The 24,721-nt window shown below is 38.5% G+C and carries 22 protein-coding genes; 12 read left to right on the top strand and 10 right to left on the bottom strand.

From position 1 onward, the window contains the following. Positions 1–85 precede the first annotated feature (85 nt). The gene (locus DXB63_RS07420) at positions 86–547 is read left to right on the top strand and encodes a C-GCAxxG-C-C family protein (RefSeq protein WP_122125776.1); all 462 of its coding nucleotides are present in this window, start codon (positions 86–88) and stop codon (positions 545–547) included. A 149-nt stretch (positions 548–696) separates the two neighbouring features. Next, complete coding sequence (locus DXB63_RS07415) at positions 697–897, top strand: winged helix-turn-helix domain-containing protein (RefSeq protein WP_122125775.1); 201 nt, start codon at positions 697–699, stop codon at positions 895–897. A gap of 64 nt (positions 898–961) precedes the next feature. On the opposite strand, the gene DXB63_RS07410 is transcribed toward DXB63_RS07415, so the two are convergent. Then, complete coding sequence (locus DXB63_RS07410) at positions 962–2,392, bottom strand: hypothetical protein (protein WP_178300756.1); 1,431 nt, start codon at positions 2,390–2,392, stop codon at positions 962–964. A 329-nt stretch (positions 2,393–2,721) separates the two neighbouring features. Between DXB63_RS07410 and lepA the strand changes: the two genes are divergently transcribed. The 3 genes from lepA (at position 2,722) to nhaA (ending at position 7,172) form a co-directional block, all read left to right on the top strand. Beyond that, entirely contained in the window at positions 2,722–4,503 is a 1,782-nt protein-coding gene (gene lepA / locus DXB63_RS07405) for a translation elongation factor 4 (RefSeq protein WP_122125774.1), read from the top strand. A 129-nt stretch (positions 4,504–4,632) separates the two neighbouring features. Further along, the gene (locus DXB63_RS07400; RefSeq protein WP_122125773.1) at positions 4,633–5,814 is read left to right on the top strand and encodes a sodium:proton antiporter; all 1,182 of its coding nucleotides are present in this window, start codon (positions 4,633–4,635) and stop codon (positions 5,812–5,814) included. Between the two features lie 29 nt (positions 5,815–5,843). After that, on the top strand, positions 5,844–7,172 hold the full coding sequence (nhaA, locus tag DXB63_RS07395) for a Na+/H+ antiporter NhaA (RefSeq protein WP_122125875.1): 1,329 nt from the start codon (positions 5,844–5,846) through the stop codon (positions 7,170–7,172). A 35-nt stretch (positions 7,173–7,207) separates the two neighbouring features. Here the strand turns inward: nhaA and DXB63_RS07390 are convergent, their stop codons facing one another. Next, the gene (locus DXB63_RS07390; RefSeq protein ID WP_122125772.1) at positions 7,208–8,467 is read right to left on the bottom strand and encodes a DNA recombination protein RmuC; all 1,260 of its coding nucleotides are present in this window, start codon (positions 8,465–8,467) and stop codon (positions 7,208–7,210) included. 122 nt (positions 8,468–8,589) lie between these two features. Between DXB63_RS07390 and DXB63_RS07385 the strand changes: the two genes are divergently transcribed. Beyond that, on the top strand, positions 8,590–8,973 hold the full coding sequence (locus tag DXB63_RS07385; protein ID WP_122348298.1) for a hypothetical protein: 384 nt from the start codon (positions 8,590–8,592) through the stop codon (positions 8,971–8,973). Positions 8,974–9,510: 537 nt separating this feature from the next. Here the strand turns inward: DXB63_RS07385 and DXB63_RS07380 are convergent. The 5 genes from DXB63_RS07380 to rlmD form a co-directional block, all read right to left on the bottom strand. Then, positions 9,511–10,401, bottom strand: coding sequence for a PHP domain-containing protein (locus DXB63_RS07380; RefSeq protein ID WP_122125770.1), 891 nt, complete (start codon positions 10,399–10,401; stop codon positions 9,511–9,513). Between the two features lie 90 nt (positions 10,402–10,491). After that, on the bottom strand, positions 10,492–11,343 hold the full coding sequence (locus DXB63_RS07375) for a DUF3078 domain-containing protein (protein WP_233522822.1): 852 nt from the start codon (positions 11,341–11,343) through the stop codon (positions 10,492–10,494). 141 nt (positions 11,344–11,484) lie between these two features. Beyond that, the gene (locus DXB63_RS07370; protein ID WP_122125874.1) at positions 11,485–12,021 is read right to left on the bottom strand and encodes a porin family protein; all 537 of its coding nucleotides are present in this window, start codon (positions 12,019–12,021) and stop codon (positions 11,485–11,487) included. An 87-nt stretch (positions 12,022–12,108) separates the two neighbouring features. Next, on the bottom strand, positions 12,109–13,047 hold the full coding sequence (locus DXB63_RS07365) for an RluA family pseudouridine synthase (protein ID WP_122125768.1): 939 nt from the start codon (positions 13,045–13,047) through the stop codon (positions 12,109–12,111). A gap of 9 nt (positions 13,048–13,056) precedes the next feature. Continuing rightward, positions 13,057–14,475 (bottom strand): 23S rRNA (uracil(1939)-C(5))-methyltransferase RlmD, encoded by a 1,419-nt coding sequence (rlmD, locus tag DXB63_RS07360; protein WP_122125767.1) that lies wholly within the window; start codon positions 14,473–14,475, stop codon positions 13,057–13,059. A gap of 195 nt (positions 14,476–14,670) precedes the next feature. Between rlmD and ppdK the strand changes: the two genes are divergently transcribed. The 4 genes from ppdK to DXB63_RS07345 all read left to right on the top strand — a co-directional run bounded on the left by ppdK (position 14,671) and on the right by DXB63_RS07345 (position 18,898). After that, on the top strand, positions 14,671–17,391 hold the full coding sequence (ppdK, locus tag DXB63_RS07355; RefSeq protein WP_122125766.1) for a pyruvate, phosphate dikinase: 2,721 nt from the start codon (positions 14,671–14,673) through the stop codon (positions 17,389–17,391). An 86-nt stretch (positions 17,392–17,477) separates the two neighbouring features. After that, positions 17,478–18,071 carry a hypothetical protein gene (locus DXB63_RS07350; RefSeq protein ID WP_122125765.1) on the top strand — a complete coding sequence of 198 codons (594 nt, stop codon included), beginning with the start codon at positions 17,478–17,480 and terminating at the stop codon, positions 18,069–18,071. Positions 18,072–18,487: 416 nt separating this feature from the next. Then, the gene (locus DXB63_RS18105) at positions 18,488–18,661 is read left to right on the top strand and encodes a hypothetical protein (protein ID WP_178300583.1); all 174 of its coding nucleotides are present in this window, start codon (positions 18,488–18,490) and stop codon (positions 18,659–18,661) included. A gap of 12 nt (positions 18,662–18,673) precedes the next feature. Beyond that, positions 18,674–18,898 (top strand): hypothetical protein, encoded by a 225-nt coding sequence (locus tag DXB63_RS07345; protein ID WP_122125764.1) that lies wholly within the window; start codon positions 18,674–18,676, stop codon positions 18,896–18,898. Between the two features lie 109 nt (positions 18,899–19,007). On the opposite strand, the gene DXB63_RS07340 is transcribed toward DXB63_RS07345, so the two are convergent. From DXB63_RS07340 to DXB63_RS07330, 3 genes are all read right to left on the bottom strand, one after another. Further along, positions 19,008–19,601 carry a lipocalin family protein gene (locus DXB63_RS07340; protein ID WP_122125763.1) on the bottom strand — a complete coding sequence of 198 codons (594 nt, stop codon included), beginning with the start codon at positions 19,599–19,601 and terminating at the stop codon, positions 19,008–19,010. 23 nt (positions 19,602–19,624) lie between these two features. Next, entirely contained in the window at positions 19,625–20,281 is a 657-nt protein-coding gene (gene fsa / locus DXB63_RS07335) for a fructose-6-phosphate aldolase (RefSeq protein ID WP_122125762.1), read from the bottom strand. An 85-nt stretch (positions 20,282–20,366) separates the two neighbouring features. Beyond that, positions 20,367–22,058 (bottom strand): response regulator transcription factor, encoded by a 1,692-nt coding sequence (locus DXB63_RS07330; RefSeq protein WP_122125761.1) that lies wholly within the window; start codon positions 22,056–22,058, stop codon positions 20,367–20,369. Positions 22,059–22,237: 179 nt separating this feature from the next. Here DXB63_RS07330 and DXB63_RS07325 point away from each other — a divergent pair, with 179 nt between their 5' ends. Further along, positions 22,238–24,016: a T9SS type A sorting domain-containing protein gene (locus DXB63_RS07325; RefSeq protein WP_122125760.1), complete on the top strand. Its 1,779-nt coding sequence runs from the start codon at positions 22,238–22,240 to the stop codon at positions 24,014–24,016. A gap of 170 nt (positions 24,017–24,186) precedes the next feature. Beyond that, positions 24,187–24,699 (top strand): ferritin-like domain-containing protein, encoded by a 513-nt coding sequence (locus DXB63_RS07320; protein WP_122125759.1) that lies wholly within the window; start codon positions 24,187–24,189, stop codon positions 24,697–24,699. Positions 24,700–24,721 lie beyond the last annotated feature (22 nt).

The following is a 24,721-nucleotide window of genomic DNA, read 5'->3' as shown; positions in this document are numbered from 1 at the left end:
GATTTAAGGTTAACAAAGATTGGTTGCCCGTGACGGGTAGCCTTTTTTTATGCCCTTTCACTTCATAAAATTAAATTTAAGATAAATGGAAGATAAAATACAAAAAGCAGTAGAGCTTTTTAAAAGCGGATATAATTGTTCACAAGCAGTTGTTGCAGCATTTGCCGATATGTACGGATTCACAGAAGAACAAGCATTAAAGATGTCAGCTTCCTTTGGTGGTGGCATTGGAAGAATGCGTGAAACCTGCGGAGCTGCATGTGGCATATTTATGCTTGCAGGGCTCGAAAAAGGTACAATCATTCCGGAAGACCGTGACGGTAAAGCTGCGAATTATGCGCTGGTACAAGAATTAGCAGCCGAATTTAAGCATAGAATGGGGTCTATCAATTGCGGAGAACTGCTCGGATTGAAGAAAACAACTCCGATCGTCTCTACTCCGGAAGAACGAACTTCGCAATATTATGCCAAACGTCCTTGCGTAAAAACGGTAGAAGAAGCAGCAAGAATATGGATTGAATATCTCCAAAAAGAGCATAAAAAGTAAGAAAATGAAACTTTTTTAAGGCCTAAGAATAAATTTTATCCGCAATAATGTGTTGTATAACATAAATTTATATATCTTTGCAGCGATAATAAACACAAACATCCTTTTAGCAAGGATGCGGATAACGTTTAACTAAAAGCAAATTGAAAATGTTAAAAGAAAAAGCAGGTATTATTGCAGGACAGATTTGGTCTGCATTAAATGGTACTGATGGTTTGACTCACAAGCAAATCAAGAAGGTGACTAAACTGGTTGATAAGGATTTCTTCCTTGGTCTGGGATGGTTACTAAGAGAAGACAAAATTTCTACCTCCGAAGTGGAAGGTGAGTTATTTGTCAAACTGAACTAAGAAAGTTACATACTTGATTTATAAAAAATGCGTTGGTACATTTGAAATGTTACCAACGCATTTTTTATTTCACTCTATCTAATAGCTGTTGTTTTTGCTCAGATTCTTTAAGCATATTCACAAAATAAATAGCGTCCGTTTTATTTGATTCATTTGTCTTATCCTCTTCATACTGTTCCACGAAATGTGTAGCATGTTGAAGTAAGAATTTCCGGCAATCAATGTTAAGCATCATTCCATCGGCATAATCCCCATAGGATAGTCCGGTTACCATATTTCCTGATGACACAGTTTTAACATGTTGCATCGTTAAATGATTTAGATTAACCGTAATGGAAGGATAATAAAAATCGCCCTCACTTGGTAACGTAACATATAGCTTTAATTCATTTCCTTTTATTTCCTTTCGAATCGTACTATGAATGCGGTAATAGTTGTATTCATAATATTCCTCCAAACTTGGAAACCAAACAGAATCGTCGCCATCTTTCCCATACATATCATTAATCCAGAGTAGTAAATCTACCCACGGAGAACTTGTAAGGTGTATTCCCATATGAATTGCATTTCTCCTTTCAATAGGAAGATTTAATTGTTCAATTATAGCCGTTTTAACATTTTCCGGGCTTTCATAGAAAATACGTTTTATCAACATTTTCTTTAAATCAGTTTCTTCCCTAAATGGATATATAGTTTTTAGATCACCACCCTGTGCAGTCATGATTTGTATAGGTGAATACATCTTTGCTGCCGTAACATACGTTTTATTCCCATTAGGTTCAGCGAGAAATTTGCACCCTCTTCCCGACATTTCATGACGGATAGAGTCTTGTACAATTGCATAATGTTTCAATATAGTATCCGCATTATTTACATCCTCTACATTTACATCATGAAAAGCAATACCTACACCATAATTGGCCAATTCCGCAACATTATCCCAGTTTAGCCCGGCACTCATAAAAAAGCGATAATAATCTTTCGTATATCCTTTATTGACTTTTGCTCTTTTATTCATCCATTCATATTCAGGAGCCAACGTCGTAGTAAAATTAAAACGTACTTCGTTTCCAACACCGTCGGTACACCCTAATGTTTTTCCTAAGTAATATATATCGGGAGGCAAATCCCCGGCCTTAAGTTGGTTGGCACTATAAAAATACTCGTTAGACAAAGGTTTCCCATTAATTGCAGCCCAAGTGCAACAATAAGCAACTTGTTTACAATCATCTTGGGTTAATAGAAATAGCCATGACTTATTATACTTCAAATACGGTATTTGTGGAGTAATATCATCTAAATCAATATTCCCATCGGTTTGGATGGTTATTTCTGCCGTCACATTGTGATTTTCCTTATCATAAGGATATAGATAAACACTATAATCATCTTGCGTTTTCACATCTGATCCTTTTCCTGTATAAAAATCAATTTGTTCTAAGCAAGAAGTTAATAATAATAGTAGTATTACATAGGTAATTCGTTTCATCGCCATCATTTTGTTATGCAAAAATACAAATAAATAGATGATTGTATTAAATAAAACTGAAAAATATGATATTTTTAGGTTAGCAAAATTAAAATATGTGGAATAGGTGGTAGAAAAATAATCATTCATAAAGTCTTTTATTATCATAAAATTTGGCAGTTCATATACCTCTGCTTATTGAAAAATAGCTTTTAAAACCTCATATTTTTCATTATCTTTGTGCCCGGTAAAGTATTTGGCTATATTGCATATTACTATTTGTTTTACGAACATTTTTAGCGTAAGGCAAATCTTTATATGTAAAGCTCTTATTTACAATTAAATAACTGTTTAAAATGAAAAATATACGCAACTTCTGCATCATAGCTCACATAGACCACGGAAAATCCACACTGGCAGACCGTTTGCTGGAGTATACCAATACGATCCAAGTAACCGGAGGGCAAATGCTGGATGATATGGATTTGGAACGTGAAAGAGGTATTACGATTAAAAGTCATGCCATACAAATGGAATATGAATTTAAGGGCGAAAAATATATTCTGAACTTAATTGACACTCCGGGACATGTGGATTTTTCTTACGAGGTATCCCGTTCTATCGCCGCTTGTGAAGGAGCGTTATTGATTGTTGATGCTTCGCAAGGAGTGCAGGCACAAACAATTTCCAATCTTTACATGGCAATTGAGCATGATTTGGAAATTATACCTGTCATTAATAAATGTGATATGGCAAGTGCGATGCCGGACGAGGTGGAGGATGAAATCATCGAACTTCTCGGGTGCAAGCGTGAAGAAATCATTCGTGCATCCGGTAAAACAGGTATGGGAGTAGAGCAAATACTTCAAGCTGTTATCGAACGGATTCCACATCCGGAAGGTGACGAAGAAGCACCGTTGCAGGCATTGATTTTCGACTCCGTATTCAATTCATTCCGAGGTATCATCGCTTACTTTAAGATAGAAAACGGTGTCATTCGTACCGGTGATAAAGTAAAGTTCTTTAATACGGGAAAAGAGTATGATGCTGATGAAATCGGAGTGCTTAAAATGGATATGATACCTCGTAAAGAACTTCGTACAGGCGATGTTGGCTATATTATCTCAGGTATAAAAACCTCTAAAGAAGTAAAAGTGGGAGACACGATCACTCACGTAGGCCGTCCGTGCAAAGAAGCTATTTCCGGATTTGAAGAAGTAAAGCCTATGGTATTTGCGGGAGTATATCCAATTGAAGCAGAAGACTTTGAGGATTTAAGAGCTTCATTGGAAAAACTTCAATTGAATGACGCTTCTCTAACTTTTCAACCGGAATCATCATTGGCGTTAGGTTTTGGGTTCCGTTGCGGATTCTTAGGATTGCTGCATATGGAAATCGTACAGGAACGTTTGGACCGCGAGTTTGATATGAATGTTATCACTACCGTACCGAATGTTTCGTACGAAATATACGACAAGCAGGGCAATATGACCGAAGTGCACAACCCCGGTGGAATGCCTGACCCAACATTAATCGACCATATCGAAGAACCTTTTATCAAAGCTTCTGTTATTACTACAACGGACTATATCGGTCCTATCATGACATTGTGCTTAGGTAAACGTGGTGAACTTCTGAAGCAAGAATATATATCAGGCAACCGTGTGGAACTTTACTATAATATGCCGTTGGGCGAAATAGTGATAGACTTCTACGATAAACTGAAAAGTATTTCCAAAGGATATGCTTCATTTGATTACCATCCGGCAGGATTCCGTCCTTCAAAACTGATTAAGCTGGATATCTTGCTTAATGGTGAACCGGTCGATGCTCTATCTACCCTGACTCACGTAGACAATGCATACGAACTTGGACGGAGAATGTGTGAGAAGTTGAAGGAATTGATTCCGAGGCAGCAATTTGAAATTGCTATTCAAGCTGCCATCGGTGCCAAAATCATTGCTCGTGAAACCATTAAAGCAGTCAGAAAGGATGTTACTGCAAAATGTTATGGAGGTGATATCAGCCGTAAGCGTAAGCTGCTTGAGAAGCAGAAAAAAGGAAAGAAGCGAATGAAACAAATTGGTAACGTGGAAGTTCCGCAGAAAGCCTTCCTTGCTGTATTGAAACTGGATTAGCGAAAGATTTAATAACCGGCAGTTGTTATGTTTCCGCCCATCCATAACAACTGCATAACCCAATATAAAAATGAGCTCATACCTTAGTACGCTTTTTTTGGTAAATAACTATTTAAAAGCAAGCAATCTATGAAAAAAGTATTGTCTTTTTCTGTATTCTTGATTATAGGTTTGGTAGCGTCACAGTTACTCCCCTCTGCCTTGGGAGATAATTATGCGTCTTTTAAAATAGGCTCCAATACCTTATTATATGTATGCCTGGCATTTATTATGATAAATGTAGGACGGGAATTTGAAGTTGATAAGAGTCATTGGAAATCCTATACGAAAGACTACTTTGTGGCAATGGCTACGGCCGCTTTTCCATGGATATTCATAGCCCTTTATTATATGTATATGCTTCTTCCTCCCGACTATTGGAATAGTTGGGAAGCATGGAAAGAAAATCTGCTATTGAGCCGGTTTGCAGCACCTACTTCCGCAGGCATATTATTTACCATGCTTGCTGCCCTCAAGTTGCAATCCAGTTGGATCTATAAAAAGATACAAGTATTGGCTATCTTCGATGATTTGGATACCATCTTACTGATGATTCCTCTGCAAATCATGATGATAGGAATGCGTTGGCAGCTTATTATTGTAGTACTGATTGTATTCTTGTTGCTGGTCTTCGGATGGAAAAAGATGGGAAGCTATAATATCCGTCAGGACTGGAAAGCTATCGTTCTATATTCCGCTGTCGTTTTCGCCATCACACAGATTGTCTATATTGTTTCTAAAAATCTTTATGGAGAAGATGGCAGTATCCATATTGAAGTGCTATTACCGGCATTCGTTCTCGGTATGATTATCAAGCACAAACATATAGACAGCAAAATTGAGCAGAAAGTATCCACAGGTATATCATTCCTATTTATGTTTTTAGTAGGATTAAGTATGCCTACTTTCATCGGAGTAGAATTTTCAGAAAGTATTGCCGGTACTCATTCCATCACAGGTTCTCAACCGATGATGCCTTGGGGAATTATCATCTTCCATGTGGTGCTTGTATCCATATTATCTAACATCGGTAAACTGTTTCCGGTATTTTTCTATCGTGACAGACAACTTAGCGAGCGATTGGCTCTTTCCATCGGTATGTTTACCCGGGGAGAAGTGGGAGCCGGCATCATCTTTATTGCATTGGGATATAATTTAGGAGGACCCGCTTTGATAATTTCTGTACTTACTATTGTGCTAAATTTACTTTTAACCGGTATATTTGTATTGTGGGTTAAGAATTTATCTCTTAAAGCATATAAGACTCAATAGAAGATTATACTTAAATTTAGTACATAATGATGAAAACAACAAGACCTATCATGCGGTTTATGAGCAGCAACACGAATGCCAGCTTACTATTATTTATAGCTGCTATTCTTGCTGCCATAGTGGCAAATTCACCGTTAGCCGGAATGTACTCATCTTTCTTTGATGCTAAAGTATCGTTTCAGATGGGGCACTTTAATTTACTGTCACACAATGGCGAACCACTCACGGTTTTAGCCTTTGTCAATGATGCGTTAATGACAGTGTTCTTTTTTATGGTGGGATTGGAAATCAAACGCGAATTACTTGTCGGTGAAATCTCCAGTATGCGAAAAGCGGCACTTCCGTTCATTGCAGCGTGTGGAGGAATGATTTTACCTGTTGTGGTATACAGCATTATTTGCAGTCAGGGTGAAGGGGAAGGAGCCAACGGTCTGGCTATCCCGATGGCTACGGATATTGCATTTTCATTAGGTGTGCTCAGCCTTTTAGGTAATCGTGTACCTATCGGCATGAAAATATTTCTAACAGCTTTTGCCGTAATCGACGATATTGGAGGTATTTTGGTCATTGCCTTGTTCTATAGTTCACATTTGGCAGTGGAATATTTGCTTATTTCCCTTATCTTCTTTTTTATCTTGTATTTGGGTAATCGTTATGATGTAAATAACAAGACATTCTATTTCCTGATAGGGATAGCGATATGGTATTTATTTCTACAATCAGGCATACACAGCACTATCGCAGGCGTACTGATCGCCGTTTTCGTTCCGGCACGTCCTAAACTGAAAATAGGAAGATACCTTGAACGCATCAGACGATATATCAAGAAATTCCCTGCCAGTCAGGAGAATAGTATTATACTGACAAATGAGCAAATTGAAACGTTGAAGCGTCTGGAAGCAGCGTCTGACAATGTTATCAGCCCTTTGCAAGCAATGGAAGACGGGCTGCATCGATTTGTAAACTTCTTCATTTTACCGGTCTTTGCATTTACCAACGCAGGCGTCATGCTAAGTGGTGGAAATGGGGAAATAATGGGTGTTGTAACCATTGCAGTCGCTTTAGGATTGATTATAGGTAAATTCTCCGGGATATTCTTATTCACTTTTCTTGCTGTTAAAACCAAGATTGTGGAAATCCCCAAAGGAGTAAACTGGAAAGGTCTTGCGGGTATTTCTTTATTAGGCGGTATCGGATTTACCGTTTCGCTCTTTATTGCCAACCTCTCGTTCGGAGATAACCTTGTATTGCTGAACCAGGCTAAACTGGGTGTAATTCTTGGAACGATTATTTCCGGTATCGCAGGATATATCGTATTACATCTGGCTTTACCAAAGAAAAGAGAAATAATGGAATAATATAAGATAATACGGATAATGCAGATTCTACTATTTTACAGGGAATCTATGTTATCCGTATCTGATTCCAAATCTTCATCTATATCCGACAAAGGAAGAATTTTATTCGAATCTTCTGCCGGAAGAGCTTCTACCTCACGCAGTTTCCGCTCGATGGCACGTGTACGCTTACCCATAACCTCTTCCAGTTGGTCGCCTGCGTTCTGAAGATTCTTCTGAACCTTTTGCAACATACCTCCAAACTTGCCGAACTCGGTTTTTACCGCTCCAAGGATTGTCCACACTTCTCCCGTACGTTTCTGAATGGCAAGCGTGCGGAAACCCATTTGCAGACTGTTCAGTATAGCTCCCAATGTAGTAGGACCTGTCACTACTATCTTATAATCCTTTTGAAGTGTTTCCACCAAACTTGTACGACGTATCACTTCCGCATAAATACTCTCAAAAGGTAGAAACATAATGGCAAAATCTGTTGTAAAGGGTGGATCTATATATTTATCATGGATATCTTTGGCCATTTTTTTGATGGTAATTTCCAGTTGACGAGAAGAAGAATCTATCAGTGATGCTTCTCCGGCTTCAAAAGCATCGTAATATTGCTCGTATACATCTTTAGGAAATTTAGCATCGATGGGTAAATAAACGGTATCGTTAGCATCATCTTTTCCCGGCAATTTGATGGCGTATTCCACAAATTCGGTTCCGCCTCTCTTGTTTTTTACATTGGCATCATATTGTTCCGGGCTCATCATTTGTTCTAATAACGCACCAAGCTGCACTTCTCCGAATGTGCCGCGCATCTTTACGTTACTAAGAACTTTCTTCAAACCGCCTACATCTTGTGCCAGACTCTTCATTTCACCTAACCCTTTCTGTACATTCTCCAACTGCGAACGTACAATCTCAAATGACTGTCCGATACGCTCATTCAAAGTTTTCTGTAACTTTTCTTCTACCATCAGGCGCATATCATCCAAACGTTTTTCTGTGGACTTGATAAGTGCTTCCTGTGTACGTCCCATAGCATCAAACTTTTCTTTTTGCAGTTCATTTCCGGTCATCAGGTTTTTATGCAACGTATCCTGCATTTGCCGGATAGAAAGACTGAAAGTTTGCGTCAGTTCCGTTCTGAATTCCCGAATGCTCTGATTCAACTCCTCACGATTCTCCCTGAATTGTTCCCGCAAAACATTCTCAACCTTTGATGTATCCTCTTTCTTATTTATTTTTAATATAAACAATATCAGCAGAATAACGTTAAAAAGCAGTGATAACAGTAAGAGTGGTAATTCCATTTTCTCTATTTAAATTAGGCATTTTCCTGACAAATATAGGGATTTTCTCCATAAAGAATCGAATTATTTATCTACTTTCGTACACAAGAAAAAGATAGAAGTAGCACTAAAAAAATAAAAAGATGAAAACTAAGATTATAAAACACTTGAGTATATCCGCATTATTCATACTATCCTTGATAAGCCTGTCTTCTTGCGAGATAAATTTTTATGGTTCAAACACCGATCTCTTATGCGGAACAACATGGATAGATTCTTGGGAAGGAGATCATGGCCGTTATTATGAACAACGATTCGTATTTTACCCGGGAGGTAGAGGTGAAGAATACTATTTTGACGGAATAGAGCACATCAATCCTTTTTATTGGCATTGGGAAGATAATGAAAGAACGATTGTAATGGCATATGGACCGAGTAACGTATCATATTTTGATGACGTATATATCGGAAGAGGAACATTAAGCGGATACTTAAACGAAGAATATGTAGAATTTGAAGCATGGTAAAATCAAGCCCTAAAATCGGTTCACCCGATAGGCATTGAGGATAAATATAAGTCGGCTTTTCATAAAATCATGTATTTTTTAATCTATCCTGTTTCATCTTCTTGTAGGTAGGCGGTTCCCCCTGCTGTTCAGCATACGGTCGATTGTCCGCAAACGATAGGAGTTTGTGAACAAAGGACCGTACCTTTGTTTTCAATCGACCGTATGTTTGTTTTCAAACGTCCCGATGTTTTTTTCAATCAACCCTATGTTTTTCAAAAACATCAAGATGTTTTGCCGATAAAACAGTCTAAAAAACAAATTGTCCTGAAATAGCCTTCAATCCTTCAGTTTACCAATTCATGATTGATTATCAGTTCGTTATCCTGAACCTTTCTCCGAAAAAAGATTCAGCCGAGAATTAGATCTTGTAAGCTGGCTGAATGATTCCATCATTCAGGATAACTCGTTAACTATCAATATAAAACAGACAACCTGAAGGATGAAACTTATAGATAATCATACTTATCTCTGATAATTATCGGGTGAGCCCTAAAATCAGCAATCACTTTTTATCCGTAAAATGGAGTTATTTAAATAATCCTCAAAACGATTATCAAACTTAAATTGCCCGATATTTATCAATGGCTTCGTCTTTCCATGAAAGTCACTGCCACAAGTCATTATGCCATTCTGTTGCAAAACCAAACCGGCAAAATAATCAATCTGATTGCCAGTATGATAATTATTAAACACTTCCAAACCTTCCGCTCCGTTATTCAGTAGTTCTTCCGCTATATTTTCTTTACCTTTCAAATTCAGTCCCGGATGTGCAACAACAGGTATACCTCCATTATCTTTAATCATTTCTACCGCATCCTTATAACTCATATAATGGATGGGAACAAATGCCGGTTTATCCTGTGCAAAATAATCCAGATAAAAATTGATATAAGGCATATCACTTCTCTCGCCACCTTCCATATAGGGAGTTAATAATGAAGAATAGTATTTTCTGTCTGACAACATGACCTCGGCTATCAGTTCGCCTGTTGGCAACTTTCCATCAGACTTGGCAAACACTGCATCCGCATCTATTATGAATCCCAACTGACGGAGATTATCAATCATTCCGGCAAACGAGTCCATTACTTTAATAGATATGTCAGTCTCCAATTTTATAAAATCCTCTGATTTCCAGTTAATATTATATCCCAATACATGCAGATTGATTCCTTTATAATTGCAATCTATCTCAATACCGGGAATAAAATCATATCCGGACTGTTGTGCATGGCACACTGCTTCATCAATCCCTTTCACTGAGTTGTGATCCGTAATTGAGAAAGTAGAGATGTTTCGATCCGTACATCTATCTATTATTTGACCGACACTGAACTCACCGTCACTACTGTGCTGTGAATGAATATGTAAATCCGTATTAATCATAACTTTCTTCTTAATCGGACAAAGTTATGAATTTAGTTTCTTATATATATGAAAAAGAGGATACTTTTGATGTATCCTCCTTATTATATCTTAGAAATTAAATTGTACTCCTACGCCCAATACTTCCTTAAACTGTACGCAGGTTTTCTTTGTTCCGTCCTTTTGCAATATCTTCACATCATCATCATAAACCAAATTGGTGGTCAGTGTGGTAGAAAACCATTTATTGATACTCATATTCAGTTGTACCTCCCAATTTACATCAATATTCTGAGGTTTACGGGTATAATCCGAATAGAAATCGGCACGGGAATAGATGGTCATATTTTTCAGAAACTCATATTTACCTTCTACTTTCAGATTCGCCCCCCATTCGGACAAAACTTTATCACCCGGAGTTACACCATAGGCGCCTTCGTCGGAAAGACGGTCATTGAGTACGAAAGTACCACGCCAAGAAATAGGAGAGAGCGTTGCATTGAAATATTTATTAGGAATCCAGCTGATACCCGGACCTACGATGAAATAACCCGGAGCCATAAATTCAGAGATGGAAACATCCTTATTGACCGCATAATCATAACCCGGTGAGAACTGGCTTTGGAAATTAAGCAAAGTACTGAAATATAAGTGTTTTGCCAATTCGTATCCATAGTTCGTATTGATATAAATCTTATCGTTACTTTTTTGCGTTCCTTCACCCTTATTCTTATTCAATCCATAGGCAAGCTCTATTCTGCTGTTCCATATATGTTTGCCTTTTTTCAGATTCGCCTGATAAGCCCCCTGTACATCAAAAGCAACAGCATTATTACCTCCGGCAGCCCAATTCGTCAAACTTACCTGAGTGAACTTCACGCCTATATTTCCATCCGTAGTCCAAATTGAATCTTTTGATACTTTCGCATATAAAGAAGAAGAAATCATTAACATAGCAACCATTGCAAATTGTAGTTTCTGTTTCATGGTATTCAATGTATTAGTTAATATTAAAATTATTATTATGTTGATAATATTACAACAAAAAAGCCGATCCTTTTGTTTAAGAATCGGCTTTTGTATTTATATAAAAAGTTTGACTGTTTAAAACTCATATTTGATACCGAGGCTCAAACTGTTCGGATTAAAGTCCAGTCCGGAAATACTGCCTCTTCCGGCACCCGCACCTGCATATTTATCACGATAACCTAAGAAACCGTATCTGGCTTGCAAACTCAATTTCGGAGTTAAACTAACAGCAATACCCGGTTTGATACCTATTTCAAAGCCATTGTCACTATCTGTACCTTTCACTTTATAAGTAGAAAAACCTACGCCACCGTCAAGGAATAAGCGAACGATATTCTTTTCAAAGAAAGTGTAACGGGCATACGGAGCGATAGAGAAAGCATTTGATTTTGCACTGCTAGTCTTACCGTGTGTATAAGCTAATTCTACTGCCACAGCCCAATCATCGTTCAAATTATAGCCGACTTCAGGAGCGAGTTTGAATTGATTAATATCAGCACCAACATTAGCGTTATCATCATGTGTCCATGCCAATGAACCGCCAACATAAACTTGTGCACTTGCAGAAATTGCTGCGAATAGAATCATAAGTGATAGAATAATCTTTTTCATTTTCTTCAAATTTAATTAATACTACAATCACTGAAAAAACTCCGCAAATATAGAAAAGTTTTATTTGTTATACAAAAAAAACAAAAATTATCCGTTCTGTTTACGAACCACCAAGTTCTTAAAAGGCGTAGGGTAGGGCGTTTCAAACTGCATGACTTCCCCCGTCACCGGATGATAAAAGCAGAGTTTGAAAGCATGAAGAGCCAAACGTCCAATGGGGTCAACCTTTTCGTCACCATATTTTTCATCGCCTACCACCGGATGTCCTAAGTCCTGCATATGTACGCGTATTTGATTTTTTCTACCTGTTTCCAGTTTCAGTTCCACCAATGAATATCCGTTGGCACGCTTTATTGTTTTATAATGAGTAATCGCCAGTCTGCCCGTACCATCATCATACGGACTCGAACTTACATAGAGTTTACGGTCAGTAAGCCAGGATTCAATCTTTCCCGCATCTCTTTCCACTTCCCCTGCAACAACTGCCACATAACGCCTGTCGGTCACAATATCATGCCAGTTATCCCTCAATGTATTCTGCGTCTTCTCATCTTTGGCATACATCATTATTCCCGATGTCTCCCTGTCCAGACGATGAACGACAAATACCCGATTATTCCGATGCGAACGTTTTACGTACTCATTCAAAATGTGCTGTGCGGTACGTTCTTTTTGATTTTCTGTACTGACGGAAAGTAATCCTTCTTTCTTCTCGACAACAATCAGATAGGCATCTTCATATATAATTTTCAACATCTGATGACGAAACTCTTTCTTGTTCTTTTCTTTGCTTATCTGCACTTTCATACCCGGCTTCAACTCAAAATTGTATTGAGTCGTAATCTTATTGTCTACTAAGATTAAACGGTTTGTAAGCAATGTCTTTACTTTATTGCGACTGATACCTGCAATCTTCTGTATTAAAAAATCCATTAACTCAGCAGGTTCATATACATTATATGAAGTATATTTTGCTACAGCTCTCGCCGAAGGACGACCGGAACTCTTCTTTTTCTTTTCTGGCATAACTTTTAATTATCTTTTTTCCAATAAAACCACATTCTCAACATGCTGAGTGTGTGGAAACATATCCACCGGCTGCACTGCCGTCAGTCTGTATTTTGCATCCAACAAGGCCAAATCCCTTGCCTGTGTGGCAGGGTTGCAACTAACGTAAACAATACGTTTAGGCTCGGCAAAGAGAATGACATCTATCACATCCTGATGCATACCTGCACGCGGAGGATCGGTGATTATAACATCCGGACGACCGTATTGGTTGATAAAGTCCTGCGTTAATATATCTTTCATATCTCCGGCAAAGAACATGGTATTCTTAATCCCGTTAATCTCTGCATTGACCTTAGCATCTTCAATGGCTTCCGGTACATACTCGATACCGATAACCTGACGAGCTTGTTTGGAGACAAAGTTCGCAATCGTACCCGTTCCGGTATAAAGGTCGTAAACCAGTTCATCCCCGGTAAGTCCGGCAAAATCCCTTGCCACCTTATATAATATATAGGCTTGTTCAGAATTCGTTTGATAAAAAGACTTCGGACCGATTTTGAATTTCAATCCCTCCATCTCTTCAAAGATATGGTCTTGACCTTTAAATACGTTCACTTCCAAATCATTGAATGTATCATTGCATTTGTTATTGACAACATATAATAAAGAAGTTATCTGTGGAAACTCATCGGCAATGAAAGCCAGCATTTGCTTGAATAATTCCATTTCGTTTTCTTCTACTATCTTACAGATAAGAATAACCATCAATTCCCCGGTAGAAGAGGTACGAATGATGATATTGCGGAGCATACCTTCCTGAGAACGAAGATTGAAGAAAGAGTAATTGTGTGCATAAGCATAGTCACGAACCGCATTACGAATTTGGTTGGAAATATCATCCTGTAACCAGCATTTCTCAATGGCAAGCACTTTATCGAATGCTCCCGGGATATGGAATCCTACCGCATTCATCTGCTCATATACCACATCCTCTTTCACTTCCTGTTCAGTCAGCCAACGCTTGTTGGAGAAAGTAAATTCCAGTTTATTCCGGTAAAACTGCGTTTTCTTAGAACCGAGGATAGGAGAAACGTCCGGCATCTCTATCTTTCCGATGCGGGTAAGATTATCTACTACCTGTTTTTGCTTGTATCTTATTTGCTCCTCATAAGGCAGGCATTGCCATTTGCAACCACCACATACGCCATAATGTTGGCAAAACGGGACGGCCCTGACAGGAGAATATTCGTGGAATTTTACCGCAACGGCTTCCGCATAATGGTTTTTCTTTCTCGTAAGTTTCAAATCAACCACGTCACCCGGCACCACATAGGGAACAAATATTACCAAATCATTCACTTTAGCCAGAGCTTTGCCTTCAGCCGCTACATCTGTTATCGTTATTTCTTCCAGTACAGGAAGTTCTTTTCTTTTACGCGCCACTTTACTTAATATAGTTTATTTCGGTGCAAAATTAATCAATTTAGCCGGAATTCTTAACAATATCCTAAATTAAATATTTTGTAATGTCGAAATTGCATTTTTTACTATATATTTCCTCTAAAATGTTTCATGTTTTATAAAATATGCCTAGATTTGCGAATAATAAAATCACATTTTAACTTTAAAACATATACAATGGACAAAAAGAGAGTTTATACCTTTGGTAACGGGCATGCGGAAGGCAAGGCCGACATGAAAAACCTATTGGGCGGTAAAGGCGCCAATCTGGCGGAAATGAATTTAATCGGTGTACCCGTACCTCCCGGATTTACCATCACGACAGACGTTTGTAACGAATACTTTGAAATTGGAAAAGATAAAGTTGTCGAATTACTGAAAGCTGACGTTGAAAAAGCCATCAAACATATTGAAGCATTGATGAACTCTAAGTTCGGTGATGTAGAAAATCCGTTATTGGTTTCTGTTCGTTCCGGTGCGCGTGCATCTATGCCCGGTATGATGGATACGATTCTTAATCTAGGTTTGAATGACGAAGTAGTGGAAGGAATGATTCGCAAGACAGGCAATGCACGTTTTGCATGGGATTCTTACCGTCGTTTCGTACAGATGTATGGTGACGTCGTATTGGGTATGAAGCCTACAAACAAAGACGATATCGACCCGTTCGAGGCTATCATCGAGAAAGTCAAGAAAGAAAAAGGCGTAAAACTGGACAACGAATTGGACGTAGAAGACCTGAAAGAGTTGGTTAAACGCTTCAAAGCTGCTGTCAAGGAACAAACCGGTCAAGATTTCCCGACTTGTGCTTACGAACAACTTTGGGGAGCTATCTGCTCCGTATTCGATTCATGGATGAACGAACGTGCCATCATCTACAGAAAGATGGAAGGTATCCCGGCAGAGTGGGGAACAGCTGTTAACGTTCAGGCAATGGTATTTGGTAATATGGGCGAGACTTCCGCTACCGGAGTATGTTTCTCTCGTGACGCTGCAACAGGTGAAGATTTGTTTAACGGCGAATATCTTATCAATGCACAAGGAGAAGATGTTGTAGCCGGTATCCGTACACCGCAACAAATCACGAAGATCGGTTCTCAGCGTTGGGCTATTCTGGCAGGAGTATCTGAAATAGAACGAGCAGCCAAATATCCTTCTATGGAAGAAGCAATGCCCGAAATCTACAAGGAACTGGATATGCTTCAGACAAAACTGGAAAACCATTACAAAGATATGCAGGATATGGAGTTCACCGTACAGGAAGGCAAGCTTTGGTTCTTGCAGACCCGTAACGGTAAACGTACCGGTGGTGCTATGGTTAAGATTGCAATGGACTTGCTACGTCAGGGAATGGTGGATGAAAAGACTGCAATTCTTCGTGTAGAACCAAATAAGCTGGATGAACTTCTTCACCCTATCTTCAATAAAGAGGCTTTGAAGAAAGCGAAAGTCTTAACACGTGGTCTTCCGGCTTCTCCGGGTGCTGCTGCCGGACAAATCGTATTCTTCGCAGAAGACGCTGCCGAGTGGCGTGCTGCCGGCAAGAGAGTGATAATGGTTCGTATCGAGACTTCTCCGGAAGACTTGGCAGGTATGGCTGCCGCCGAAGGTATCCTGACAGCTCGTGGAGGTATGACTTCTCACGCAGCCGTTGTTGCCCGCGGTATGGGTAAATGCTGTGTTTCCGGTGCCGGAGCTTTGAATATAGACTATAAGAACCGTACCGTAGAAATAGAAGGTATTGTGCTTAAAGAAGGCGATTTCATTTCTTTGAACGGAAGTACGGGAGAAGTTTACTTAGATAAGGTAGAAACAAAAGCTGCCGAATTGTCCGGTGATTTTGCCGAACTGATGAAGCTGGCAGACAAATATACAAGATTGCAAGTAAGAACGAATGCCGACACTCCGCATGATGCACAAGTTGCACGTGACTTCGGTGCCGTAGGTATCGGTCTTTGCCGTACGGAACATATGTTCTTTGAAGGAGAGAAGATTAAAGCTATGCGTGAAATGATTCTGGCAGAAGATGCAGAAGGCCGCAGCAAAGCATTGGCAAAAATTCTTCCTTATCAGCAAGCCGACTTCAAAGGTATCTTTAAGGCAATGGCCGGTTGTCCGGTAACAGTTCGTTTGCTTGACCCACCTTTGCATGAATTCGTTCCTCACGATTTGAAAGGACAACAGGAAATGGCAGAAGCAATGGGTGTGAGCCTGCATTATATCCAGCAACGTGTAGAATCATTGTGCGAGCACAACCCGATGTTAGGTCACCGTGGTTGCCGCTTGGGAAATACTTACCCGGAAATCACACAGATGCAGACACGTGCTATCTTGGGCGCTGCTCTTGAACTGAAGAAAGAAGGAGTGGAGACACATCCTGAAATCATGGTACCTCTGACCGGTATCCTATATGAGTTCAAGGAACAGGAGAAAGTAATCCGTGAAGAAGCAGAGAAACTGTTTGCAGAATTAGGTGATAGAATCGATTATAAGGTAGGTACGATGATTGAGATTCCTCGTGCAGCACTGACAGCCGACCGTATCGCTTCTTCTGCCGAATTCTTCTCATTCGGAACAAACGACTTGACTCAGATGACCTTCGGTTATTCTCGTGATGACATCGCTTCTTTCTTACCGATTTATTTGGAAAAGAAGATTTTGAAAGTAGACCCATTCCAGGTACTTGACCAAAACGGTGTAGGACAATTAATCCAAATGGCAACAGAGAAAGGTCGCCAAGTTCGTCCGGATTTGAAATGCGGTATTTGTGGCGAGCATGGTGGTGAACCTTCATCCGTGAAGTTCTGTCATCGTGTAGGACTGAACTATGTAAGTTGTTCTCCATTCCGTGTGCCAATCGCAAGACTTGCAGCGGCTCAGGCAGCTATTGAAGAATAATTTGTATCATTATATTTTTTAGGCTGCAACCCTTCATTGATAGGTGGTTGCAGCCTATTTTTATATTAACAACCCAAATACTCTTTATGAAAAAGCTTATCCTCGCAATACTACTGATATTGCTTATACCCGAACCGAGTTCGGCACAAATACCTGAGAACAAACGGCATGAAGTGACCTTTAGTTGGGGCACATTACCGGTTACAGACATATTCAATGCTTACATATTTGTGGGAAATGACTTGATTAATATCTTCTCAAAAGAACGTACGGAGAGTGGTAATATACTGGGAGCATTCAATTTCGGATATAACTATTATGCAAAACCATGGTTGGGAGTAGGAGGTACTTTTACTTACTCGGGATTCCAACAGAAAACCTACGATAAATACGATAATATGTTGCAGAAGGAGCGATATAATTATTATACACTTATGCCTACCGTAAAATTTCTATGGTTTCGTGGTCATGGAAACATCTTGAAGTTTTATTCAAAATTAGGGATAGGAGTGATATTGGCAACAGCTAAAACCAACTCAACCATAAAAAGATCTCAGTGCTTCACGGCATACCAATTATCTCCTATCGGTATGGAGATAGGCAGAACATGGGGCTTTTTTCTGGAATTGGGATGGGGTGAGAATGGCTTTTTACAGACAGGATTGCGCTGTCGGTTTTAGTTGATTGACCAACGTCCTGTCTGTCGAATCGTTTCACCCGGCTCAACCTGTCGTTTAAGCATGGGAAGCCTGTCGTTTCACCATGGTCAAACGAATGACCGACCAAGGCAAAACGATTCAAACGACCTGTCCGTTAAAGACGAATGTACAATTTATTAATTTTACGTTAATATGTTAACATATTAATCGTCATATTAAACCATGTTATAATACAGCGCTTTTCATCCCGATAATTTGCTTATTTACTAGAAATCAGTACCTTTGTTATATGTTTTTCATAGTATTAGATTAAGGTTAACAGAGATTGGCTGCCTGCGACAGGTAGCCTTTTTTTATTTTATGGAAACATTATAGGGTTATATTTGTTATCTATATAACTTATAACAATTAATATAAACCCAATAACACAAAAGATTATGAATCTGCGCAAAAGAATGGAGCATGAAATAAACCTTGCTCAAAAGAGACTCGAAGAAGCACCGGAAAGCACTCCACTAAATATAAAAAAACTTTGGGAACAGGAATTGGTCGATCTGGAAATAGAATTGAATAATCTGGTGGACGACGAGGAAGATAATAACGATTTATAAATTCATTATATTATGGCTAAAATAATAGAAAGAAATGTCCCCATTGCTGAAGAGAATGAAACTCTTTCGGGACAACCGGCAAAGAACATGTTCGAGGATTGGAGTGAAGACATGACAGATAGAGCTGATAATGTTTTTCACGACGATAATGCTCCCATGAGCGAAGCAGAAAGAGAGAAAAGACTAAAAGAAATGGACAAAATTGTCAAAGAAGACATTAAGCACACCAAATCATAAGTCTTTTATAGACACCGTTACAATATATTTCAGGCACGAATTACGCAAATAATTCGTGCCTGAATATTTTTATGATGACAAAGCTATTTTTGAGATATTCCTGTTACTACTACTCTTGTCTTGCCAAACGCCAAATCACCTTTCCGGCTTTATCTGCCAAGACTAATGAATCCGCATTGATTTTAACAATCGTCAATGTGTCCGTACCTTCCAGCGTTTGTCCGTTTCCAATACTTTTATAGTTCATTGTCAGCTCATTATCATCCAAATTCCAGCTCTCATAGAGGAGGGTTGCCATGCCCACAGAGCGTGCCGTACCATCTTGATTTAAAATAAATCCTTGGGCTTCATCCGGTTTTATAGGATTCGGCTCTGTCCAAGTACCTTGTATATAATAATAAGGAGAGTGAACAGTAACAACCAATTCGGCTGCCTGAAGGATTTTCATACCATCGAGCTTCTCCACTTGATAAGTCACCTTCACAGAATCGTCGATAAGTACTCCGTGCACCTTCGCCGGATCTGCATCCATCGTACTGATATTAAGAGTATCACCACTATCGGTAATTATAGTTACATTGTTCATCGAAGCATCCATAACAACCCCATTCACCGTTTTTGATACGGGAGCCTGCTTGCAAGCAACGATACCGAATAAGAACAATGATACAAACAAACCGACTTTTAAAGGCTTTAATCTCATTTTATTTGATTTAAATAAAGTGCCTATTCGTTTACTTTCTTATAGTCGGCCAAGAATTTCTCTAATCCACTATCCGTCAGAGGATGGTTCAACAAACCTTTTATAGCCGCCAGCGGACAGGTTACCACATCTGCGCCCACTTCCGCACATTGCATAATATGTTGGGTATTGCGAATCGATGCTGCCAACACCTTCGTTTTATAGCCATACAAACGATACATATCTACGATTTGAGCAACAAGTCCGACGCCATCACTGCAAATATCATCCAGACGACCGACAAAAGGAGATACATAAGTAGCACCTACCTTAGCTGCCAGCAATGCCTGTCCTGCAGAAAAAACAAGCGTACAATTCGTACGGATACCTTTCTTTGTGAAATATTTAATAGCTTTTATCCCATCCGCAATACAAGGTACTTTTACCACAATATGATCATTCAGTGCAGCAAGTTCTTCGCCCTCACGAATCATGCCTTCATAATCCGTGGAAATTACTTCGGCGCTGACATCACCATGCACAATATTACAAATATCAATATAATGTTTCCGTTGGTTTTCAACTCCCTTAATCCCTTCTTTAGCCATCAGGGAAGGATTTGTCGTTACACCGTCAAGAACACCAAGACTATTCGCTTCTTGGATTTGAGCCAAATTGGCTGTGTCGATAAAGAATTTCATAACATTTTCTTTTAGATTAATAAAAAGGTCATGATGAGAGAATTACCCCGCATCCAGCCCGTAAATATAAACATTTTATTCATATCTAATGTTTTTGGCGGTTATTTCTTTCTTCTTTCAGCAAACGTATATAAATAGACGGAGTCATTCCTGTGATTTCCTTAAAATGCTGTGTGAAACTCCATGAGGACTTATACCCGACACTTTCCGCAATGCTTTGGATAGTCTGATTCGTGTAAATCTCCGCATTCCTCAACAAGTGTTCAGCTTCTTGAATACGATATTTACTGAGTAAGGTACGGAAGTTACAGTCATAAACCTCGTTGATGACTTGTGATATATAAGATGTATTGGAATTAGTCAGGTTAGCCAACTTATCTAAATTAAAATCGGTTTGGCAGAAAGCCTTTGTTTCGTGCAATATGCTGGAGATCTTTTTACTTAATTCATCTTTAACCTGTTCCGGAATAACATTCCGTGAAGGAAACGGGCAGTCTTCTCCGACCGATACAGATTCTTTTGCCGGCAGACTTTGACCTTTCCCTTTTTCCTCCTGCGACAAAAAGTTTTCTTTATACAAGGAAAGTTCTTTATTTTGTTCAAAAAGCTTGCGATAAGTTTGCATCAGCTTTTTTTTCTGGTGATACACATAAAGCAAAAAAGAAATAGCTATCAGCATACCTGAGAAATACAGCCATCCACGACTACGCTGATAGCGTATTTCCTTATCTGCCAATTCATTTTTATGAGTAAGCTGAGCTATTTCCTGATAATTCTTTTTAATCTCATAGGAGAAAAGAGAATTTTTTACTTGAGTAGCCTTTTTTTGATTAAAAAGAGAATCCGACAATTCCCAATACGCCTGTTTATACTCCATGGACCTTTTCAAATTTCCGCGTTGTTTGTAGAATTCGGAAAGATTCAGCAAATTGTTTTTCTGATGGTAAGACAAATGATTTTTACGGGTAAACTCTTCATTCCGTGTCAAATAGTTGAGTACAGAATCAACATTGTTTTTCTTAATATATAGATTTGCAATATAACTATATGCAGAACTGATATTTCCAATGAGATTTCTTTTTATTGCAATGTCTAAAGCAGTTTGGCAATCAGCAATAGCCTGATCGTATTTTCCTTCTTTTTCATGAACTTGGGCAGATATAAATGCTATATAATGACGAAAAGATGCTGTAGTATCCACTTCCGCTTCTTTTCTTAAAAGCATATAATATTTTTGAGCTTTATCCAGTTGATCATTATTGACCAGTTGCATGGTAATATTTATAAGAATCTTCCTATAATCCTCCCAATTACCGATATCCTTTGCTTTTTCTATACCTTTCTTATAACATTGAACTCCCAATTCAGGCTCATTGAAAATGTATAAGATATTACCTATATTATTATAAAATACAGGGATGAGATCTTGGAGATTTTCTTTTTCGGCTATTTGCAACCCTTCCATCCAAAAATTATAAGCAGTTGCATAATCTTCTTGATTGTTATAACTGTTTCCCAGTTCCTTATAAGCCAATGCACAGTATGTTTTATCTTGTTTGCTCATTTTTTCAGAATAAGAACCGGCTAAAACCGTAAAATATTTCATCGCACTGTCCGGCATAGCTATCTGTAAAAAGAGTTCTCCACGTTCGGACAACTCTTGCGGAGATAGCTTCATCAAATCCGGATATGATATTTCAGCATTTACTTCCAAACAGAAAATAATAGAAATCAAGAATAAATAACATGAAAATCTTTTTTCTTTTAATGCTTTCATTGTATTCAGTTTGAAGCAAAAATAGTAAAAAACTTAAAACATTGTTTTGAAATAGCCAATAAAACCACAAAAGAGGGTGCAATCTCCCCAATTTTATCAATCTGGGGAATCTTCATTTGTTTTCTTATAACAAGAAACATACATTTGCCAATGTAATAACCCACTAAAAAAATGTATTTATGAAAAAAAACTATGCAACAATTTTCGCAGTATTAGCCTTTAGTCTATGTTCATTGGCAATACAAGCACAGAGTTCTGACGGAATATTAAAAGATACTCCGGAGTTTTTTATGATGCAAACAGGTGCTATACCTTATTGGTCATCTCCAAACGGACGTTTCCTATGGTTTTCCGATCAGGGCAAAGTAACCATCTATGACAGAATAAAAGACCAAACCTGGGAATACGGAGATGGGGAAACTGAAATTTACTTAATCGCCAAAATTAACAACGATGGTTTAGGAGGAGGTTCCTATCAAGGGGAGGCTGCATACTGGACACCTGAAAAAGGCTGGAATCTTCTTCCCGGCAGCAAAGACGGGGTTCATAAGGGTGCCAGCGTTTATAACATATCTAGTGACGGGAAAATGATAGTAGGAAGACAAGAAAATCATGCAGTGGGAAAAGTAACCTTTGCAGATGAAGCCGCACGTGTTCCGATCGTATGGAAACAGAAATCCGACGGAACATGGGACGAATATGATGTGCTACCTGCATATAACGAAGACCAGGGCGGACGTATTCCGCAAGCTTTTGATGTATTACTTATTTCCGAAGATAATTCCGTTCTTTCCGGTCGTTATATCGACAATTCAGGATACTATTCTTTTCCCATCGTTTATACACGCAACGATAAGGGAGAATACGATTTAAAAATTTGCGGAGAAGAGTGGATGATAAATAAAGATGCAAAAAAGCCAGTATACCCACGCAATATGCCAACAGAACCGGATGTAACGACTTTCATGAACGATAAAGAATTGGAGGCTTATCAAAAAGATCTGAAAGCATTTGACGATTCGGTCAGTGCATATATAAAGGATTTAACTTTACCTTACCCGAAATATGACCCTAAAAAACATTATCAGGATTATTTTGATACGGAAACGGAAGAAGGTGTTACCCGATGGAACAACTATGCAGCAGCTTATCAAGAGTACGGTGATAAAGCAAAAGTATATAATGATTCGCTTAAAACGTATAATAAGGATGAAGAAGCTTACTTCAAACAAGACCGCAAATTCAGTATAGGCGCAGTAAATTATATCCGAATGAGCGACAACGGACGTTATGTAGCTGTTAATGCCGGCTTGCTGAAATCCGGAACATCACTTGCTGATATAAAAATGTATGCCCAACCCGGATTATTTGACCTAAAAACCGGAGAATTCACTTTTCCTGTTATTGAAGATGTGGAGGCAGATTATAGAATCAATTCAGTTCTGAATGACGGTTCTTTACTGTATAAGCCTGACGGTAAATATATCGACTTTATATTGCCTAAAGGAGCGACATCACATATTCCATTGGAAGATTACATACAGGAAAAGTGCCAAGAGGCTTATGAAGACCTTAGTACAATGAATATTAATGATAAGTATGATTTGGGCTATGTACAATGCGACGGTAAAGGAGAAAAATTCTATTCGTTCGCTTATAATACCGAAATAAAAGGTTATTTATACTGGTGCATGGATCTATCATTATATGCAAGCGTTTCCATCAATGAAAATTCGGAAGAGCAAGTTAAATTACAAGTATCTGATGGTGCTTTGAATATCAGAGGAATCGAAACAGGGCAAGTAGCATTATACAATTTATCCGGTCAGTTAGTATTAAATACTTCTTTGGAAGGTAATCCAATACCTTTAAACGGATTGAGTAAAGGCGTATATATTGTGAAAATTAATAATGATAAGAATACATATATAGAGAAAATCCTTGTTTCAGGCATTTAAATATCATATTAAAATTACCAAGTTCTATGGTTTGATCTATAGATAAGAGCATAAAAATTTCTTTAGCCAGTTGTAATTAGCACCAAACGATATGCTTATGAACAAAACTCATTTCTCTTTGTTTGAAGTACATATTATAAACAGAACGTTTAATTCTAAACTTTACAACTATGGCTAAAGAAAGTGTGAAAATTCTAAGAGGTAAAATCGACGTAGACAATCTATTATCACAGCTTAATGCTGCTTTATCAGAAGAGTGGTTGGCTTATTATCAATATTGGGTAGGAGCACAGGTAGTGGAAGGTATATTGCGTCCGGGAGTACAGTCCGAACTTGAGGAACATGCAGAAGAAGAAAAACACCATGCCGATTTAATCGCAAAGCGTATTATTGAATTGGAAGGTGTTCCCGTATTAGATCCAATGAAATGGTTTGAACTTGCCCGTTGCAAATATCTTGCACCGACAGACTTCGATACGATAAATATTCTGCATCAGAATATTGCTTCCGAACGTTGCGCTATCATGCGTTACCAAGAAATCGCCAACTATACCAACGGTATCGACTTTACCACTTGTGATATGGCTAAACATATCCTTGCAGAAGAAGAAGATCATGAACAGGATTTGCAGGATTATCTAAACGACATTGCACGTATGAAACAGGATCTTCTTGAAAAATAAGATTATTTTCGTTTATTCGTAA

Source organism: Bacteroides sp. OM05-12 (assembly GCF_003438995.1).
GTDB lineage: Bacteria > Bacteroidota > Bacteroidia > Bacteroidales > Bacteroidaceae > Bacteroides.
This window is presented reverse-complemented; position numbering and strand designations above follow the sequence as displayed.